The organism is Kitasatospora sp. NBC_00374, from assembly GCF_041434935.1.
Lineage (GTDB): Bacteria > Actinomycetota > Actinomycetes > Streptomycetales > Streptomycetaceae > Kitasatospora.
In genome coordinates, this window is record NZ_CP107964.1 from 8,423,938 (window position 1) to 8,443,466 (window position 19,529).

At 74.6% G+C, this 19,529-nt stretch carries 11 protein-coding genes and 1 pseudogene; 3 read left to right on the plus strand and 9 right to left on the minus strand.

Annotated elements, in window-relative coordinates:
* Position 1: 1 nt before the first annotated feature.
* The 8 genes and pseudogenes from OG871_RS36765 to OG871_RS36800 all read right to left on the minus strand — a co-directional run bounded on the left by OG871_RS36765 (position 2) and on the right by OG871_RS36800 (position 15,730).
* The gene (locus OG871_RS36765) at positions 2-3,241 is read right to left on the minus strand and encodes a right-handed parallel beta-helix repeat-containing protein (protein WP_371502790.1); all 3,240 of its coding nucleotides are present in this window, start codon (positions 3,239-3,241) and stop codon (positions 2-4) included.
* A complete protein-coding gene (locus OG871_RS36770) occupies positions 3,238-6,468 on the minus strand; it encodes a hypothetical protein (RefSeq protein ID WP_371502792.1) in 3,231 nt (1,076 codons plus the stop codon). Before OG871_RS36770 ends, OG871_RS36765 begins: the two co-directional genes overlap by 4 nt.
* Positions 6,469-6,470: 2 nt before the next feature.
* Complete coding sequence (eccB, locus tag OG871_RS36775) at positions 6,471-7,811, minus strand: type VII secretion protein EccB (protein ID WP_371502794.1); 1,341 nt, start codon at positions 7,809-7,811, stop codon at positions 6,471-6,473.
* 12 nt (positions 7,812-7,823) lie between these two features.
* The gene (locus OG871_RS36780) at positions 7,824-8,165 is read right to left on the minus strand and encodes a hypothetical protein (protein ID WP_371502796.1); all 342 of its coding nucleotides are present in this window, start codon (positions 8,163-8,165) and stop codon (positions 7,824-7,826) included.
* A gap of 79 nt (positions 8,166-8,244) precedes the next feature.
* Positions 8,245-9,251: pseudogene (locus tag OG871_RS36785) on the minus strand (IS5 family transposase).
* Entirely contained in the window at positions 9,223-10,323 is a 1,101-nt protein-coding gene (eccD, locus tag OG871_RS36790; RefSeq protein ID WP_371502797.1) for a type VII secretion integral membrane protein EccD, read from the minus strand. Before eccD ends, OG871_RS36785 begins: the two are co-directional and overlap by 29 nt.
* The gene (eccCa, locus tag OG871_RS36795; protein WP_371502798.1) at positions 10,320-14,312 is read right to left on the minus strand and encodes a type VII secretion protein EccCa; all 3,993 of its coding nucleotides are present in this window, start codon (positions 14,310-14,312) and stop codon (positions 10,320-10,322) included. The genes eccD and eccCa overlap by 4 nt, the downstream gene beginning before the upstream one ends.
* 764 nt (positions 14,313-15,076) lie before the next feature.
* Positions 15,077-15,730, minus strand: coding sequence for a DUF1326 domain-containing protein (locus tag OG871_RS36800; protein ID WP_371502799.1), 654 nt, complete (start codon positions 15,728-15,730; stop codon positions 15,077-15,079).
* 378 nt (positions 15,731-16,108) lie between these two features.
* Here OG871_RS36800 and OG871_RS36805 point away from each other — a divergent pair, with 378 nt between their 5' ends.
* Positions 16,109-16,909 (plus strand): DUF2182 domain-containing protein, encoded by an 801-nt coding sequence (locus tag OG871_RS36805; protein ID WP_371502800.1) that lies wholly within the window; start codon positions 16,109-16,111, stop codon positions 16,907-16,909.
* Here OG871_RS36805 and OG871_RS36810 read toward each other — a convergent pair.
* Positions 16,899-17,069 carry a hypothetical protein gene (locus OG871_RS36810; RefSeq protein WP_371502801.1) on the minus strand — a complete coding sequence of 57 codons (171 nt, stop codon included), beginning with the start codon at positions 17,067-17,069 and terminating at the stop codon, positions 16,899-16,901. The two genes, OG871_RS36805 and OG871_RS36810, sit on opposite strands and share 11 nt — an antisense overlap.
* Positions 17,070-17,416: 347 nt before the next feature.
* On the opposite strand from OG871_RS36810, the gene OG871_RS36815 reads away from it, so the two are divergent.
* Together OG871_RS36815 and OG871_RS36820 are read left to right on the plus strand one after the other, a co-directional pair.
* Positions 17,417-18,733 carry a lipopolysaccharide biosynthesis protein gene (locus tag OG871_RS36815; RefSeq protein ID WP_371502802.1) on the plus strand — a complete coding sequence of 439 codons (1,317 nt, stop codon included), beginning with the start codon at positions 17,417-17,419 and terminating at the stop codon, positions 18,731-18,733.
* Between the two features lie 51 nt (positions 18,734-18,784).
* Positions 18,785-19,072 carry a hypothetical protein gene (locus OG871_RS36820; RefSeq protein ID WP_371502803.1) on the plus strand — a complete coding sequence of 96 codons (288 nt, stop codon included), beginning with the start codon at positions 18,785-18,787 and terminating at the stop codon, positions 19,070-19,072.
* Positions 19,073-19,529 lie beyond the last annotated feature (457 nt).

Consider the following 19,529-nt stretch of genomic DNA (forward strand, 5'->3'; position numbering starts at 1 on the left):
TTCAGGAGTGTGCGCCGGCTACCTGTGCCGGCTGCGCGGGTTGTTCGGCCTCGGGTCGGGTGTCGGTGCCCGCCGGAGGACGTGTGAGGTCGTCCAGGGTGACCGTGCGGTCGCGCGCGGTGGCGGCGATCCGCTCGGCCAGCCGGTGCGCCGCGTACGCGGTGCGCTGCGCGGGCTGCTGCCCGGCGAGGGCGGCGCTCAACGCGCCCGCCGCCGCCTCGTCCAGGCGCATCCCGTGGGACGAGAGATGACGGGTGGTCAGGTCCAGGGCCTGCTCGGCGGTGTAGTCCGCGAGCTCGACGTACTGCGCGAACATCCCGGCCAGCTCGGAGTGCCGGCGCACCGTCTCCACCAGGGACGGGCCGCTGCCGGACAGCACCAGCACCGTGCCCTCGGCGCCCTGGGCGGCGGCGGCCAGGGCGCCGAGGACCGCATCGCACTCCCCGGGGTCGCGCCGGGTGAACGCCGGGTCGGCCTCCACGACCAGCAGCCCGCCCGCGGCCTCGGCCAGGGCGGCGGCCAGCCGGAGCCGCGGCTGCTCCGGCCAGCGGGCGGGCACGGTCGACAGCGGCAGGTGGGTCACCGAAGCGGTGGCCAGCAGGCCGAGTTCGGCAAGAGCGCGACCGTACTCCCGGGCGAGGGCCCGGCGTCCGCTGCCGGGGGCGCCCCGGACGAGCAGGTGCGGCGGCCCGCCGTCCGGCGCGCCCGTCCGCCGGGCCTGCGCGAGCAGCAGCAGTCGCTCGCGCAGTGCGGTGCGGGCCGCCTCGATGCCGGTCATCGCCGCGAGGCGGCGCAGCGCGGGCCCCTCCGCCCCGCCGCCAGGGAGTGCCGGTTCGGGGCTCGTCGTCGCGGCCTGCCCGGCCGGCGCGGTGAGCACGTCCGAGGCGGTCAGCCGGGACAACTCCCGGTCACTGTCCGGCGGTTGTGCGGCGAGCCGGGAGGCCTGCCGGTTGATCATCTCCTCGAAGACCTGCCGGGCGACCCGGCCGTTGCCGAACGTGGCGCTCTTCGGCACGTCCTCGAAGTAGCGGTGCAGCGCCGCCACCGCGTTCTCGTCGGGCTCGTAGTAGTGCTTGCCGCACAGGCCCTGGACGATGGTGACCAGCTCGTCGGAGCTGTAGTTGGGGAACTCGACCGTACGGGAGAACCGCGAGGCCATACCGGGGTTGGAGGCGAGGAACTGCTCCATCTGCGCGGAGTACCCGGCGACGATGACCACGATCTCGTCGCGGTGGTCCTCCATCAGCTTCATCAGGGTCTCGACGGCCTCCTGCCCGAAGTCCGGTCCGGTGCCCCGGGACTGGTTGGTCAGGGTGTAGGCCTCGTCGATGAAGAGCACCCCGCCGAGCGCCTTCCTGACGACATCGGTGGTCTTGATGGCGGTGCCGCCGATGATCTGAGCGACCAGGTCGGCCCGCGCCACCTCGACGATGTGGCCCTGGCTGAGGATGCCCAGTTCGGCCAGCACCGCGCCGTACAGCCGGGCCACGGTGGTCTTGCCGGTGCCCGGAGGGCCCGCGAAGACCAGGTGGCGGCTCATCGGCGGCATCGGCAGGCCCATGTCCTGCCGGCGCTGGGCCAGCTTGTTGACGTTGATCAGGCCGGTGACCTCGCGCTTGACGCTCTCCAGCCCGACCAGGGCGTCCAGGTCGGCCAGCGGCCCGGTGCCCAGGCCGGAGGCCTCCGCCGCGCCGGAGGCCGGACCGGACGGCAGAGCGTCCGCCGCTCCGCCGGCCGGGGGCCTGCCGCCGTCGGTGTCCAGCCGTGCGACGTCCGGCTGCCCGGCACCCCGGGCCCGGCCGAGCGCCGAGCCGGCGTTGCCGCGGATCTCGCAGTCGTGGATCCGCACCGGACCGTCGGTGGCGGAGCGCACCCCGTCACCGCCGTTGTCGCACACCGCGCAGTTGTCCAACTCGGCGCGAGCGGACGGTTGCAGATGCACGCCGTGGCGTCGGGCCCCGGTGACCCGGCAGCCGACGGCGGTGATCGATCCGCCCGCCGAGACCCGGATGCCGTCGCCGCTCGATCCGGTGAACTCGCTCTCCCGGGCGTTGAGTTCGGCGCCCTCGCCGACCAGTGCGGGCCCGCCGCGCAGCAGCGAGGAGAGCAGCTCGGCGCGGGCACCGCCGCCCAGGGTCAGGCTCGCCTCCCCGCCTGTGGCGAGCACCCGGACACCGGCCAGCTCGGCGCTCGCCCCCTCGCCCAGCACGATTCCGGAGCCGCGGTCGATCTCGATCTCCGCCTCGCGGGCGGACAGCCGGCCCGCCTGCGGCACGGTCACCGCGGCGGTGGTCGTCCCGGCGAAGGAGGTCTTCTCGCAGACCGCCTCGGAGTCGCCCTCCACCAGCAGCCCGACCGGCGCCTCGACGATCCGGCAGCCCTCCAGCCGCGCCAGGGAGCCCTCGGCGACCCGCACCCCGCCGCCGGCGGCCGGGCCGATGCCGCAGCCGCGCAGCACGGGTCGGGCCCCGCCGGCCACGTGCACCGACGTGCCCCGGGAGCCGGTGAACGAGCAGTCGGTAAGGACGGTCTCGCCCTGGCTGGTCAGATAGGCGTCCAGGATCGAACTGCCGCTGATGGCCAGGCCGTTCAGTCGGGCGTTGGCGTCCTGCTCGACGGCGAGGGCGGGCTTTCCGCTGCCGTCGATCCGGCCGCCCTCGACCACCACCGTGCCGTGGCCGTTGACGCAGATCCCGTTGCCGCGCGGGCGCACCAACGAGCAGTCACGGATGGTCAGTTCGCCCCGCTCGGCGATCACGAACGCGGACGAGGCGACATCGGTGACCACGCACTGCTCCACCAGGTTCGCACCGGCGGAGGTCACCACGATGCCGGCGCCGCGGGTGTTGGTGACCTGGCAGCCGCGCAGCGCCAGCACCCCGTCGTGCCAGGCCAGCACCGCGGCCCAGGCCTCGCCGGAGAGCCGGCAGTCGTCCAGCGCGGCCTGTCCGCGCCGCACGTCCAGCACCGGCGCCTCGCCGTCGGTGCCGGAGAGTTCGAGACCGGACAGGCGCACCGCCTCGGCGTCCAGCACCAGGGTGCTCCCGGCGGCCGAGTGCAGCACCACGGGGCCGTCGCCGTCCTCGGCGGCCAGCGTCACCGGCCTGGTGACGGTGAGCGCCTCCTCGTACCGGCCCGCGGCCACGGTGATCAGGGCACCCTCGGCCGCGTCGGCCAGCGCCGCGGCGATGGTGGGGTAGGCACCCGGTCGCTCCCGGGAGACCAGCAGTCGCTGGCTCATGCGGCCACCGCCTTCGGTGCCGTGCGGGGGAGCAGGCCGGGCGCGGAGCCCCGCGGCGGCGCGCTCCGCCCGGTGTCCCCGGTCCGCGTACGGGTGTCGGGGGCCGGGCCGTCGGCGGCCCGGGCCAGGCCGTCCAGGGCGATCTCGTCGAGCGGCACGTTCGCCTTCCTGTCCTCGGAGCCCTCCGACAAGGAGAGCTCGCGCAGCAGCAGTCGGTCCTGTTCGTCGGTGCCCAGCACCCGGAACCTCGTACCGGGCGGGAAGACCACCCGGTCCGGGGCGGTCGGGGCGACCAGGGCGGTCCGCCGGGCGGTCAGCGACCAGATCAGGAAGTCGGTCGCGTCGGTCGCCGGCTCCGCGGTGCGGGCCCACGCGGTGCAGAAGGCCCACTCGGTCAGCACGTCGCCCTCGCGGTACCAGGCCCGTTCGGACGGGTGCAGCGCGGCGCGCAGCAAGGTGGCGCCCCGGTGGGACGGCAGCCGCCGGAGGCCTGCCGCCACGCAGCGGGCCAGCGGCACGTGCGGTCCGACGGTCGCCGTGCGGACGGCGGCGTCGAGCGCCGCGCCGTCGCCGGTGAGGTAGAGCCGCAGGGCCGCGAGGTCGGTGAAGGCGTCGCTCTCCTCGGCCCGGGTGGTGCCGCGCAGACCGGGTGATTCGGACAGCACCCGGGACACCGTGCCGGAGGCCGCGTTGAACTGCCGGGCGAAGGTGCGCCACACCCACGCCCGCTCCTGGTCCATCCCGCGCTCCTGGGGCACGGCGCTCGCGCCCGGCCCGGGCGCCGGCTGCACCCGGACCGCGGACGACGCGGGTCGGGCGGCCACCGGCGCCGGGGGTGCGGACGGGCCCGCGACGGCGCGCGGCGCGGTGGCGGCCGGGGCCGGGAGTGCGACCGACTCCAGCCGGATCCCGGCGATGCCCGCGGGTCGGGCGGCCGGTCGGGCCGGTGCGGCGGCCGGTGGTGCGGTCGGTGCCGATGCTGCGGACGGTTCGGACGGACCGGTGGGCCCCGGCGGGGTCGGTCCGGGGACGGGCGCGGTGGCCGGGTCGGTGGCGGGGGTGGGGACGGGCGCCGGCGGGGCCTGGTCCGGGACGGGGTTGTGCGCGGGCGGGGCGGGCGAAGGTGCGTCAGGAGCTGCGTCAGGAGTCGCGGCCGGGGGCGCCGACGGCGCGTCACCGAGCACCGGGCCGGGGCCGGACCCGGGTCCGGTGGGCGCCGCGACCTCCGGCGCCGGGGGTGCCATCGGCTCGTTCGACGTCGGCGCGCCGGGCGCCCGCCCGTCGGCGGGGTGCGGACCGGCACCGAGGTCGGCCCTTCGCAGCACGAGAGTGTCGAAGGGGTCGGGCCGGTGCGCGACGCGGGTGTTGAACGGGTCGGCCGGCTCCTGGACGCCCGGGGGCACCTGTTCCGTCCAACCGCCGGCCGCAGCGGGGCCGAACGACGAGCCGCCCCCCACACCCGACGGCGAGACGTTGCCTGCGGCGGGCAGTGCGCTCGTCGCCGGCGCGGACGGGACGGCCACCGTCCCCGCGCCGGGCGCGCCGGTGGCCGGCCCGGCGGAGGTCAGCAGGGCTCCGGACGGCCGGAGCGGTTCCACGAGGTGTCCGGACTCCGTCCGGGCGAGATGGGCCGGCAGCGGGGCCGGTGCGGGTGCCACGGCAGGTGGCAGGGCCGGAGCCCGGGTCGCGGGTGCGGCGGCGGCCCCGAGGTCGTCCACCGTGCCCCCGGCGGGCCGGGCGCCCTTGCGCCGGCGGGCCCGCGGGTCGGCGAGGGTGATGCCCCGCGCCTGGGCTCCGGACGGGACGGGCTCGCCGGTCGCCCCGCTGAGGGCCGCCCCGGCGTCGGCCGTCGTCCAGAACGCCAGGTGCGCGGGCCGGCGCGGAGCCGTCCTGGCCGCCGTGCCCGGGCGCGCGTTGTCGTCCATCGCCACCGGCTCCCCGAGCGACCACAGGCCGGGCGGGTCGGCCGGAGCGGCGAGGCCGGGGGCGTCGGCGGGCGCGATCCGGTAGGCGTCGCGGGCGTCGGGGGGCAACTGCCACAGCAGGTCGTGCGCGAAGGCGCGCATCCGCTCGGCGGTCGTCGGCTCGCTGCGGTCGTACAGCAGCGCGGTGTGGCCGTGCGGAGCGGGGCGCCGCCGGACGTCGTCGCCGCCGTAGGGCTCCAGTACCGGACGGACCCAGAGACCGGACTGCACGATCTCCAGCACCGTGTCGGGGGCCAACTCCCAGACTCCGGAGCCAACTTGCGGAAGGCCGGGCAGTGGCGCGCGCACCCCGAGCAGCTCCGGCGGCCGCGTCTGGGAGAGTGCGTGCAGGCGCGGGGAGTACCGGTACTGCGCGGCGAAGGGCTGCCAGCCGGGCGAGCCGTCGGGGAGCAGGCCGCGGACGTCCGGCGGCGCGTCGTGCCCGGCCGGCACCACGGGCAGACCGGCACACACCACCACGTGCTCCCGGAAGGCGTCCGCCAGCTCCTGGCCGAGCGCGCCGGCCCCCGGGGGCAGCGCGACCGGCCCGTACGGGACGAACCGCACCTGGCGGCGCACCGACGGCAGCACGGTGTTCCACAGCCCGAACGCGTCGGCCAGCGGCACCGCGGGGCCGTCCGGGCTGCCGAGGACCACGGTCAGCACGTGCGGGTCGGTGGGCAGGGTCTCCACCAGCCTGCGCCACCCGTCGAGCAGGTCGGTCGGCCGTGCGCTGCGCAGCCAGACGCCGCACGGCACGGACTCGACCACGCCGTACGGGCTGGTGGCCCACGGCCGGTCGAGGGTGGTGAACTCCCACATCGGCCGGGGGTAGCGGCGGGACTCCGGCCGGGCGTCGGCGCCCGGGCGCAGCTGGAGCCAGCCGGCGCCGTGGTCGATCGGGACGAACAGGCCGCCGCCCGCGGTGGGCACCGGCCGGCCGTCGGGGACCAGGACGACCCGGTGCAGCCGGTCGGCGATCCGCTGGCCCGCCCAGCGGGCCTCGGCCGGGGTGGCGCGCCCGAAGACCAGTCGCAGGCTGCCGGGTCGGCCGGAGAGCAGCCCGGCTACCGAGTCCCAGGCGGTGTCCGGCGCGTCGCAGGGCAGGTCGAGGACGACGGGGGTGTGCTGCGGGTCCGGTGCCAGCCGGGCCGTGAACTCCAGGGCCTGCGGGTCCGGCCGGCCCTTGGGGTGGACGAGCAGGGCGTGCCCGGCGGCGCGGCACTGCAGCGCCGGGGCGGTGGGACGGGTCCTGAGCCGCACGGTCACCGACCTCCCAGCGTCGCCCGGACGGCGGCGACGTCCAGCACCGGGCCCTGCCGGAGTTCGGCGAGCAGGTCGGCGGGCACGGGCGTCCTGGCCCGGCCGGCGAGCCCGAGCTGGGCGGCGGCCGAGCCGTCGGCGAGCGGATAGGCGGTGCCCTGGTCGTCGATCAGGTAGGTCCGCGGGTCGGGTGCCTGGGCCGCGAGCTGGGTCTGGTCGACGGCGTAGACGCCGCTGTCGGCCGGCAGGAGCGCGGCGCGGCCGCCGGTGGCCGCGGCGCCGTCCTCCAGGACGACCCGGGTGGCGACACCTGTGCCGTCGGGCGCTTGGGCCAGGCAGAGGGCCTGGCCGGCGGCGGCGATCGGGGGCGCGTTGCGGACGTCGGGCAGCCGGTCGGGCGGTGGGGGAGCGGTGGACAGCGGCGCGCCCGCCATGTCCGACGCGCTCACCCGGCGGACGGCCGGTGCGCCTTGGGCCGTGGCGAGCAGCGCGGACTCGGCGGCGCCGATCGGGGCGATGCCGTCGGACCGCATCACGTAGTTGTGGTCGGTGCCGCCGGTGGTGGTCGTGAACAGCTGGCCCACGGTGACTGCGGTGCCCGCCACCTGCCCGGCCGGGGAGCCCGCCCCGGGGATGGCCGGGGCCGCGAGCGGTACGCCCTCGGGCAGGGCGGCGAGCCAGCTCTGCCGGGCGGGTAGCGCCCGCTCGCCGTCGAGGCCGAGGGCGATCAGCGCGCTGTCCGAGGGCACCGGGTAGCGGGTGCCCCCGAACAGTACGTAGCGCTTGCCGTCGGGGCCGGCCAGCAGGGCCTGACGGCCGGCCGGGACGGGCGTGGTGTGCCCCTGCGGCGCGAAGTCCACGACCTCGCCGGTCGCCAGGTCGGGGCGCAGGCAGCGGGTCCAGCCGCCGGCCAGCAGCCCGGCGGCGGTGGGCACGGTGTCCGGCGCGCCGGGGATGCCGACGGGGGCTCCGTGCGGGGTGCCGGCCAGCGCGGCCCGGTCGGCCGTCTGCATCGTGGCGCTGCTGCCGGCCAGGAGCAGGGCGGAGGCGTGGTTGCGCACCGGGCGCAGCTCGCCGGCGAGGTAGAGGTAGCGGTTGCCGGTCTGCTGTTCCAGGACGATCGAGCCTGGTGTCCGCCAACCGGCCGGCGGGACGGGGGAGATCAGCCCGTAGACGCCGGAGCCGGCGCACAGCAGGGCGGTGACCCCGGCGCCGAGGAAGGTGCCGAGCGCGGCACGCCTGGTCGGGCTCTCGCCGCGCCCCGGGTCACCGCTCACCAGGGCCGTGGCCAGCCTGCCCATGGCGAACTGGTAGGCCTGGACGTGGTCGCGTCGGGTCTGCACTGTGTCGTCCCCTCAGCTGAACTGCGCCCGGACGGCGGCGTAGAGATGGACGGTTTGCAGGAGCAGCGGGAACAGGGCCAGCGAGGTGAGGAGTTCGAGGATGTCGCCGGTGTGCCCCCAGATCGGCAGCGGGCGGCCGTGCGGCAGCCGGCGGGCGGCCACCAGCAGCAGCGCGGCGGCGACGAGCAGCAGCGCGAGCACGGCGAGCCGGGGCCCGTCCCCGGCCGCGGCCACCTGGACCAGCGCCAGGACGGACAGCCCGGCGGCTCCGGCCAGGACCGCCGACACCCGCTGCAGGGTGCCGGTCAGGCCCCGGGCGCGCAGCAGCACCGCGGCGCTGAACACGAGGGGCACCAGCCAGCCGGTCCACCCGGGCTGGTGGACCAGGTACCAGATGCCGGTCGTGTGGACTAGGGACTGTTCTGAATTCAGATCATGGTGTGGGCTTCAGGCTGCGGAGCCAAATGATGGAGCCGCGCAGGTGGAGACCTGCTTCGAAGCTGGCGGGCGTCTTGTCGTAGCGGGTGGCGAGGCCCCGCCAGTCCTTGATCTTGTTGATGGCTCGTTCGACGGTGTTGCGATCGCGGTACAGATCGGCGTCGTGGCTGACGGGCCGTCCGCCGCCTCGGCCTCTCTTCTTGCGGTTGGCGGCCTGGTCGTCCTTCTCCGGGATGACTGCCTTGATCTGGCGTCGGCGCAGGTAGGCCCGGGTGGTGCGAGCGGAGTAGGCCTTATCGGCGGCCACCGCGTCGGGGCGCGTTCGGGGCCGGCCGATCGGGCCGCGTACCTTGATCTTGTCCATGACGGCGGTGAACCGCGGGTTGTCCGCGCTCTGGCCCGGGGTGAGTACGAGGGACAGTGGGCGGCAGCGCCGCTCGGCAGCCAGGTGGGTCTTCGTGGTCAGCCCGCCGCGCGATCGCCCCAGCGCGGCCGCCTTGAGCCGGGCCCGGTGGCGTCGGCGTAGTTGGCGCTTCGCCTCCCGCCGGGATTCCTCCGCCTCGTCGGTGTCGTCGCCCCGGCCCGCTATCGCTCCGGTTCGTCCCTTCGCAACAGCCCCTTTTCCTCCGCGACGGCTTTCTCCAGCTCCTCCAGCAACTCGGCGTCCACGACCATCCCGGCGGCGTGATGGTGCGCACGAGAGACGGTGGAGTCCACGCTGACCAGTGACAAGTCGACCTGGCCGCGCGCGGCGGCCTCGGCGATCATCCCCTCCATCAGCGTCTGGAAGACTCCCGTGCGCGCCCAGGTGCCGAACTGGCCGTAGATCGTCGACCAGTTGCCGTACCGCTCGGGGACATCCCGCCAGGGACTGCCCACCCGGAACCGCCACATGATCGCGTCGAACTGCCGCCGCAGGTCCGGGATCGGCCCCGTCGCCGCCATCGGCAGGAACGGCTCAACCAGCTCCCACTCACTGTCCGTCAGATCGCCGCGCGTCATGGACTCGTTCTACCAGCCACCACACCACCGAGGAGCACGAACCGGCGCAATCATGATCTGAATTCAGAACAGTCCCTAGGGCGCCCGCCAGGCTGAGCGCGTCGAGGCAGGCGGTCGCGGTGGCCACCCGGCGTTCGACCCGCTCCTGCGGATCCGGCTCGATGTCCTCCTGCAACTCCTCCGCGTTGTGGGGCAGTTGCGGGGCGCGAAGCCGGGCAGCGCGCAAGGCCAGGCGCGGTCCGAAGTGGCCGAGCACGAACATCGCCCCGGCCGCGAGTCCGGCTGCCTGCCCGGGGCTCCAGTGCGTCAGGTGGACGAGTGCCGCAGCGGCCGCCGCGGCGAGGGCGGTGAGCAGCGCGGCGGCGGAGGCCGCGACCGGCAGGGCCCCCAGGGCCAGCAGCAGCGCGGACAGCACGCTCACGCCGCCCGCCGCGATCAACAGGCCGCGCGCGTCCGGGTGGTGCCCGCCGGACGTCAGCCCGGCGAGCGCGCCGAAGAGCAGCGAGGCGCCGCCGGTGAGCAGGGCGGCGGCGCGGTCCCCGGCCGTCCGCCGTGCGGCCACGGAGCCGCCGGCCAGGACCGCCGCGAGGGCGCCCGCGCAGAGCGCGGAGAGCGTCCCCGGCCCGCCGCCGAGCAGGGCCGTCGCCAGGGCGAGCAGCGCCAGCGCGGCCAGGCCGAGCGCGAGGCGCCGGGTGGACCGCGGCTGCCAGCGGCCGGGGCGTCCGGCGACCACGCTGGCGACGCCGTCGGCGAGGTCGTCGAACTGCAGCGCGGGCAGCGCGGTTTCGGCGGGGCGGAGGTGGAGCACGTCGCCGTCGCGCAGGCCCAGGGTCTGCGGGGTGCCGGCCGGGTCGAGCGGGTCCTCGCCCAGCCGTTGCAGCACCCACGCGGAGCCCGGCTCCGAGGCGGCCTCGGGCAGGGCGTCCAGCAGGACGGCCTGCAGGGCGGAGACGGTGATCGTGACGGGGATGGCGAGGTCGCTGCGGCCGGCCGGACCCACCACGGTGATCCGGCAGACCTCGGGGACGGCGAACGGCTCGCGGCGGGCCGTGGTGCGGGGCGCGGGGGTCACGGGGCGGCCACCAATCCGGTCTGGACCAGCCGGACGGACCGGCGGGTGACGAGTTGGGCGCGGCCGGCGGGCAGCGTGCGCGGCTTCGCCTCGCCGAGGAACCTGCCCTCCTCCTTGGGGTAGGAGAGCAGCAGGGCCGGATTGCCGAGCTCCCACAGGGGGCGCAGCACCGGGTCCATCATGGCGCGCACGGCGCCGGAGGTACTGCGCGCGATCACCACGTGGAGCCCGATGGCGCGGCCGTGCGGCAGCAGCGGCACCAGCGGTGCCAGCGGCGAGGGCTGGCCGGTGGAGGCGGCGAGCAGGTCGTAGTCGTCGACGACGAGGAAGAGCAGCGGTCCGCTCCACCAGTCGCGCCGGGCGAGTTGCTCGGGGGTGATGTCGGGCCCGGGGACGCGCTTGCCGAGCGAGACGACGGTGTTCGCGGCGAGCATCCCGAGTGACTCCCGGTCCACCACGTAGCCGACCCGGTACTCCTCGGGGACCATGGCGAGCAGGCCGCGTCCGGGGTCGGCCAGCGCGATCCGCGCCTGCTCGGGGGTGTACCGGTCGGTGATGGCCCGGATCGCCAGGCGCAGGGCGTTGGTCTTGCCGGTCTCGTCGTCGCCGAAGACCATCAGGTGCCCGTTGGCCGAGAAGTCGTGCCAGACGGGCTCCAGCCGCTGCTCGTCCAGGCCCAGGCAGATGCGCAGATCGCCTTCGGCGGGCGGGAGTTGCTCGACCGGAAGCCGGCTGGGCAGCAGTCGCACCCCGGGTGCGGAAGGGCCGTTCCAGAAGGTGCCGATCTCGGTGACCGCGGCCTTGGTCGCCTCGGTGAGGTCGGTGGTCGCCGAGTCGCTGTCCAGCCGGGGCAGCGCGGACAGGAAGTGGTAGCCGGACGGCGTCAGTCCCCGGCCCGGCTGGTGCGGGACGGCCGCGGCGATCCGGGTGCCCACCTCGGACTCCAGCGCGTCACCGAGCCGCAGTTCGAACTTGGTGCCCAGCATGTCGCGCAGCCGGGGCCGGATCTCCGACCAGCGGACGGCCGAGGCGACCAGGTGGATGCCGAAGGACAGCCCGCGCACCGCGAGTTCCATCACCCGCGGCTCCAGGTCGTCGAAGTCCTGGCGCAGGGTGAACCAGCCGTCCACCACCAGGAAGACGTCGCCGTACGGGTCGTCCACCTGGCGCAGCTCGCGCAGCCGCCGGTACGCCGCCATGGACTCCAGCCCGCGTTCGGTGAACTCCCGCTCCCTGCGCTCCAGGAGCTGGGTGAGCTCGACGACGGTGCGCAACACCCGGTCGCGCTCCAGCCGGGTGGCGACCGAACCGACGTGCGGGAGCCCGGCGATGGAGACCAGACCGCCACCGCCGAAGTCCAGGCAGTAGAACTGGACCTCCTCGGGCGTGTGGGTGAGCGCCAGTGCCAGGACGAGGGTGCGCAGCAGGGCGGACTTGCCGGTCTGCGGCGCACCGACCAGGCCCAGGTGGCCGTCCGCACCCGACAGGTCGGCCACCAGCAGCTCGCGGGACTGCTCGAACGGCCGGTCCACCGTGCCGAGCGGGACGGTCAGCCGGCCCACGCCCGGGTGGTCCGCCGCGCTCATTCCGCGCACCGGGTCCGGCACGATGCCGGGCAACAGCTGGTCGAGGCTGGGCGGTTCGGTGAGCGGCGGCAGCCAGACCTGGCGGGCGGGCGGCCCGCTGTCCTCCAGTCGGCCGACCAGCACCTCCAGCAGGCTCTCGGTGCCGTGCGACTCGCCCGCCGCGCCCGGTGATCGGCCCGGGGCGGCGGGTCGCGGACCGGGCCGCAGAGGCTCCTCGGCCGGCTCCGACGGGTCGGGGAGCAGCGGTCCCTGCCGGTCGAGACCGAAGGCGGTCACCTCGTCGCGGGCCCTGGACCGGAGCGTGGACTCCTCGTCCGGGCCCGCCGGCTCCGGCGCGGGTCCGGAGACGTACGCCGCCTTGAACCGGACCAGGTTGGTGGTGTCCACCTTGAGGTAGCCGTGCCCGGGCGCCGACGGCAGCTCGTACGCGCCGGCGACGCCGATCACGCTGCGGGACTCCATCGAGGAGAAGGTGCGCAGCGCCAGGCGGTAGGACAGGTGGCCCTCCACCTTGTGGATGCGGCTCTCGTCGAGTCGCTGCGAGGCGAGGAGCAGGTGGACCCCGAGGCTGCGGCCCAGCCGTCCGATGGAGACGAAGAGGTCGACGAACTCGGGTTTGTTGGAGAGGAGTTCGGAGAACTCGTCGACGATGATCAGCAGCGAGGGCAGCGGGGCCAGGCCGGCCCCGGCGGCCCGCGCCTTCTCGTACTCGAACAGCGAGGAGTGGCCGGACTCCCGCAGCAGCTCCTGGCGGCGGATCAGCTCGCCGTTGATGGAGTCCCGCATCCGGTCGACCAGGTGGATCTCGTCGGCGAGGTTGGTGATGACGGCGGAGGTGTGCGGCAGCCGGTCGAGGTTGAGGAAGGTCGCGCCGCCCTTGAAGTCCACCAGCACCAGGTTGAGCACCTCGGAGGAGTGGGTGGCGACCAGGCCGAGCACCAGCGTGCGCAGCAGCTCGCTCTTGCCGGAGCCGGTGGCGCCGATGAGCAGGCCGTGCGGCCCCATGCCGCCCTGCGCGGACTCCTTGAGGTCGAGTTCCACCACCTCCCCGTCCTCGGTCACGCCCAGCGGCACCCGCAGCCGGGCGGCCTGTGCCTGCCGCGCGCCCCACAGCGTGGGCACGTCGAAGCGGTGCGGGTCCCGGATGCCCAGCAGGGTGGTCAGCTCCACGTCCTGCTCCAGCGGGCGGTCGAGCAGGTCGACGGCGCCGCCGGTACGCCTCGGCGCGAGGGTACGGGCCAGGGTCTCGGCCTCGGCCGGTCGCAGCGCGTCCGCGGTCGCGGACACGGTGTCGGTACCGGAAGGGATCTCCACCCGCCGCCCCCGCACGCTCAGCCGTAGCACCTTCGGCCCGCCGGTCATGGCCCCCGTGGCGTCCAGCAACACCAGGTTCCGCAGACCGCCGTGGAGCAGCCGGGAGGTCTCCGGCAGCCGGACGCCCTGGGCGATGACGACCATGAAGGGCTCGGCGATATGGGGGGCGGCGGCCGGGTCGTGGTCCGGCCGGTCCGCGATGTCGGAGCCGAGCAGGTCCAGCAGCTCGTCGTGGTCCCCGGCCGCCAGCCGGACCGGGCCGGCCGCGTCCTGCCGGGTCGGGTGCGCGGTGTGCGGCAGCCACTTGAGCCAGTCCCACTCCGCGCGGCCCGCCTCGCCGGCCAGCAGCGCGATCCGTAGCTCGTCGGGCGAGTGCAGCACCGCCAGTTGGGCGACCATGGCGCGCAGCAGGTCGAGGGCGGGTTCGCCGTCCCCGGCCAACTCCACGCTGGTGAAGCGCCGCAGCGCCAGCGTGACGGGGAGCCGGCGCACGGTCTGGTGCGCCTTGGTGAACCGCCGCAGTGACACCGCCGCCAGGGGTTCCAGATCCTCCACCGGCTTGGTCTGCGGCGGGACGAAGTCCAGCGCGGCGCGGCGCAGCCCGAGCCCGATCCGGACCTGCCCGAAGTCCTCGTGGCTCGGCCGCCGCTCCCACAGCCGGGGGCCGCGGGCCAGCGCCCAGAGCTCGCCGGGCTCGCGGTTGTCCCACAGCAGCGCGGCCCGCTGCCGGTCCGCCGCGCTCTGGGCCTGCCGCCGCTTCTGCGCCAAGTACCTGAGGTAGTCGCGCCGTTCGGCACGCGTGCGGCGCCGTCGCTCGCCACCGGAGCGCCCGAGCTGGGTGAGCGTCATGCTCAGCATCGCGACGCCCATCATTCCGGACATCATGTAGGTGGTCGGGCCGGCGGAACGTACGGAGAACATCAGCACCATCGCACCCGCCCCGAGCCCCATCGGCAGGTACATCAGCGCGGAGCCGAAATCCATACTGGCGGGCTCGCCCAGAACCGGGGGCTCGGCGAGTTCGACTTCGCCGTCCGGCATGGCGGGACTTTCGGCGCGCGGGGCGCGCTTGACCGTCAGATTGCTCAAGGGAGTTCATTTCCTTGGTGCGTGGGCACGACAAGTTCGATAGGGACTCTAGGTGGGTCCGATGGGCCCTGTAAATGCGGTCCGGAGGAGAATTCCTTTGTCCGCCCGGGCTTTTGCCCGTTCGGGCAGAACAGGCACTGAATGCGAATTGACGAAAGCTCAGGGAAATCTCAGAAGATTGAGGTCAGGTCGGTCCGGCGTACGCCGCCGCCGCTGTGGAGCGAGCGATTCGGGCACGACTCGGGCATGATCTGGAGGTTTCGGGTCCTGAAACCGCGCCTGGATGCGCTGTGGGCCGGGCTGATCGGGCAACCGGTCCGGTTTGTGTCGAATGGGGGCCGCTGGTGCGTGCTCAGCGCGCTTTACGAGGGGGCCGGTGGTCGGTGGTTGGCGGACTCTGCGGCTCCAGGCACGCCCCAGGGGGCATGGCCGGGTCGGGGGCTCCCGCAGCACGTCGAACCGTTCGGCGGGTACGAGCGGCCGTGCGCGAGTCGCGTCGGCGACCGACTGCACGGATGGGTGGGCAGGTGGCCGCAGGCGGGAACGGGCACGGGCGGAGCCGCGTCCTCATGGGGAGGAATGGGCTCAGACGCTGTGACGGTGGGTTCGCGTTGCGGCCAGGTGTCGTCCCGGGTGCATGGCCGGTACGTGCGGCGCGTGACGTGTACGCCCTCCGACCGGCCGCGAGCCCCACTCCGATTCGTCCGGACGCCCCCTGGCACGCGGTGCCGGGCTGACACCTGTATGGGCGGCCGGGGGCGGTGTCAGTCGGGGCCGCTCCAGTCGAACGGGAAGTGCTTGCTGGATTTGCCGCTGCGGTTCCAGCTGAAGCCGAAGGCGTCGGCCTGGTCGGTGGTGGCGCGGCCCCAGGTGGCGATCTGGCCCGGTCCGACCTCGGCGCCGGGGGCGTTGTGGACCTGCACGCGTCCGCCCGCGGGGGTTGTGGGGCCGGTGAGGGCTTCGGCGCGGGCGGTGACCCGGCCGGGGATCTCGACGCTCCACGCCCGGAGGTCGTCGTCGATCTCGACGGTGATGGGGGCGGCATCCATGCCGCGCACCTCGGTCGTGGCGAGTTCGTTGAACTGCTTCGGCCACCCGCCGACCTGGCCGCTGAAGATCGTGCCGAGTGCGGTGCGCTGTTGGTCGTCGGCGCGCTCGTCGATGAAGAAGGCGGCCCGCGAGTCGGTGGCGGCACCGGCCCAGATGTTGCCGGTGAAGGACCCGAGCATCACGAAGTTCAACCCGTCGAGCGTGACATCACCGTATCGGCCCTCGCGGATGCGCCAGACGAGCACGCCCTCGCAGTTGCCCTCGGTCGGGGGTTGGGCGAAGGTACAGGGGCAGGGTATGGCGCAATTGCAGGTGTCGAACCAGTCGCCGACCAGGTGCCAGGCGGGGCTGGTGGTTGTTTCGGTCATCGCGCCGACCTCCTCACCCCCCGCTGTCGCATGGCTCCCAGAGTGATGAGGCTGTCGCGCATGAAGGCCCGCAGGACGCGTCGGCGGAGCGGCCTCATCTCCAGCATGCGCCAAGCCGGCAAGGCACGGCATCCCGGCGCGGGCCGACGCCCGTGGCCGGGACACCGGTGAGGCCGGAATTTGCAGGGCTCAGTGTTCACGACCGTGCTTGGCCTCGGTGATCTCGCGGGTACGAGTTGCTCGAACTGGTGGCGCCGATCCCGGAGGACCCGCCGCCCACGAGCGGCGCTGTCCCGTGTGCTGCCGCGCGGGGACTGTGGCCGGGTTTTGCCGTCGGCGCACGTGTGCTGTTCTGGAAGGAGCAGGCAGGAGAGCAGCATGCGTACCGTCACCGTGGAGAAGCAGCCGCTGCGGACCGGCGTGCTGATGCCTGCCAAGGATCTGGCGGTGGCGTGGTCGCTGATCGTGGTGATCGCGGCCCTCGCCTGGGTGTTCACGGTCGGCCAGGCCCGGGACATGGGAATCGAACCCGGCACGATGGGCATGGCACTGCCACTGTTCCTGGTGCTGTGGCTGGCGATGATGGCGGCCATGATGCTGCCGTCGGTGGCGCCGGTGGCGGTGACCTGGGCACGTGGCATCGGCCGGCAGTCGAGCGGCGGGGAGCGGGCGGTACGGACCGCGGAATTCCTGGGCGGCTACCTGCTGGTGTGGACGGCTTTCGGGCTGCTGGCGTACGGCGGGCTGGCCCTCACCGGCGACCTGGTGGACCGCGACCCGGACACCGGGAAGTGGATCGGCGCGGCCGCCTTCGCGCTGGCCGGGCTGTACCAACTGGGCCCGCTGAAGTACGTGTGCCTGCGGCACTGCCGCAGTCCGATGGCCCAGCTGATGCGCTACGCGGGCTACCGACCGCCGCTGCGGGATCTGCGGGTCGGCTTGCACCATGGCGGGTACTGCCTGGGCTGCTGCTGGGCGCTGATGGTGGTCCTGGTGCCGCTCGGGGTGATGAACGTGGCGGCGATGGCCGGGATCGCGGTGGTGATCTTCCTGGAGAAGCTCTGGCGGCGCGGTCCGCTGCTGGCCCAGGTCAGCGGGGTGGCGTTCCTCGTCCTCGCCGTGCTGGCGCCGTTCCAGACCTGGCTGCTGCCGGGACTTACGCCGAGCATCATGATGTAGCTCCGCGCCGGGTGCGACGGGCGCCGTCGAAGCCGGCGCCGGAGACGCAGAACGGCGCCGCGTAGTTGACCACCACCCACACCCAGGCAACGGCGGTGGCAGCACCCGCGAGGATCACCGAGCCCTGGGGAAGGTGCCGCAGCGCCAGGCCGACTTTCAAGGCGGGGGGACGGCGTGCAGGCAGGGGTTACCGCCGCGGACCTTCGCGATGTCGGTTCGGCGGTGGAGGACGCTGTCGGGGCGTGGGTTCCGCTCCGAGGAGCGTCTGGCCTGGCATGGTTTGTTCATGTCTGCTCCCGGCGCTTCGCCGTTTCCGGTCCTCGCTTTGTTTTCGTGCGCGTCGCGCGCCTCTCACGGTCAGGGCAGCAGGGCGAAACCGGACGGCACGGTGCGTTGCCTGCGCCTGCGGTCCGCCCACGCCCCGGAGCCGACCACGCCGGCGAGGCGGGACCGCACTCCTTGGCAAGGTCATGCCTTGCGGCTCCGGGCGAGGACGCGGGAGTCGGTGTGAGGAACGGGCGGGCCCCTCTGCTGCGGAGGCGGGAGCGGCGGCAGGCCGACGGCCGGCCCGGTCCGGGGCCCGGCGCGTTGCTGCGCAACGGGCGGATCCTGGCGGCGAGCGCGGTGGTGGCCGCCGGTCTCGGTGCCCTGTTCTGGTTGCTGGCGGCGAGATGGTTCAGCACCGAAGCCGTCGGCCGCAGCTACGCGCTGCTGTCGGTGGCCATGCTGCTGGCCACGCTCGGCTCGCTCAACCTCGGCGACGTCCTGATCCGTTTCCTGCCCACCGCGGGGCCCCAGGGGCGGCGGTTCGTCATCCGCTGCTACATCGTCGCCGCCGCCTCCAGCGCCGCGGTGGCCGCAGGCTTCGTCCTGTTGGCCTCCCACATCACACCCGGGCTGACCGAACTGCGCAGCCCGCTGCCGGCCCTGCTGTTCGTCCTCGCCACCGCGGCATATGCGATCTTCGTCCTGCAGGACGGCGCGCTGACCGGCCTGCGCAGCCCGGGCTGGGTTCTGGTGGAGAACCTGATCTTCGCGCTGGCCAAGGTCGTCGGTCTGGCCGTCTGTGTGGCGCTGGCGGTGGGCGCGGGCATCCTGGTGGCCTGGTCGGCGGGTCTCGTGCTCGCCGTCACCGTGGCGAACACGGTGGTGTTCGCCCGGGCCCTGCCCGCCGCCCGCCACACCACCCACCCCCACGGCGTACCGCGCCGGCACATGGCGGCCTACGCGGCGGCCGACTACGCCGGCCAACTCGGCCAGGTCGCCGTCTCCAAATCCCTGCCCCTGCTGGTCCTCGCCCGCCTCGGAGCCGAACAGACCGCCTACTACTCCCTCGCCTACCTCGTCACCGACACCCTCTACCAAGCCGCCTACAGCATGGGCCAGTCCCTCACCGTCGAAGGCGCCGCCGAACCCGACCGACTCGCCGAACACGCCCGCCACATGCTCCGACACACCGCCATCCTCATCGCCCCGGCCACCGCCGTCGCCGTCGCCGCCGCACCCTGGATCCTGCAACTGTTCGGCACCGACTACGCCGAAGGCGGCACCACCGTCCTGCGCCTCATGGCCCTGTCCGCCCTGCCCAACGTGCTCTTCGGCATCGCCGTGCACGTCGCCCGCGTCCGGCGCGCACTGCTGCTCCTGGCCGGTCTGCAGCTGGCCTTCGCCGGCCTGCTGTTGATGCTCGTCCTCGCGCTCATGCCCCGGTACGGGCTCACCGGCGTCGGCGCGGCCTGGCTCGCCACCAGCTGCACCATCGCGCTCGTCCTGGCCGCCACCTACCACCGCTGGCTGCCCGCCGACCCACCGCGGCGGACCTGAGCCCGGCCGCCGCGCAGGGGTCGGCCGCGGCCGCGGCCGGGAGCGTGTCCGATGACTCTGTCGCCGATTCCGAGCTGGACCTTCCTGGCGCGCAGCGCGATGCCCTCGGGGGCGATTCCGGCACTGTCGCGGATCTCGTCCGGCCACGATCGCTGCCGCGCACAGGCCACGGACGTTCGGCTCGAACAACTGTCCCCGTATCTGGCAACCGCCGAGCCGCCGCCCCCGGCCCGCACTGCGCGGACGTGCTGCCTGACCTGGTCCGGCGAGCACATCCGCGCGGGCGGGGCGGGCATGCGCACGACCGGCGCGATCCCGCCTGAAACCGGCCGGCCGTGACCCGTCACACCCTCCCGGCCGTTTGTTGTTGCCGCCGGTGGCCGGGTTGTTCGGGGTGGTCGGTGAGTTCCGGTCGGGCCGGCGGACCAGGTCGGCGGGGCCGGTGGCGGCGCCGCAGAGGATCACGGCGACGTTCCCTCCGTTGCCGGGCCGGTAGCCACGGGCCCGGACCGCGTGGGCGGATCCGTCCGCCACCCGCCACCCGCCACCCGCCGGGCGGCGGCCTCGGTCCGGGCAGTGCGTGGCGCGGGTGGGCGCGCGCCACGACAGCAGCAAGGAGGGAGACTCCAGCCGGCCGATACGGCGCCTCCGCCGGACTGGATATCCTGGCGGGATGGTTGTCGCGGGAGACACACGTCGTCCGGTGGGCGTGATCTGTGACGGGCGGCTTGAAGGCGGCTCTGGCTTCGGTCGGCTCGGGCCCACCGGCCAGGAAGCGGGCCGACGCCCGCACGTC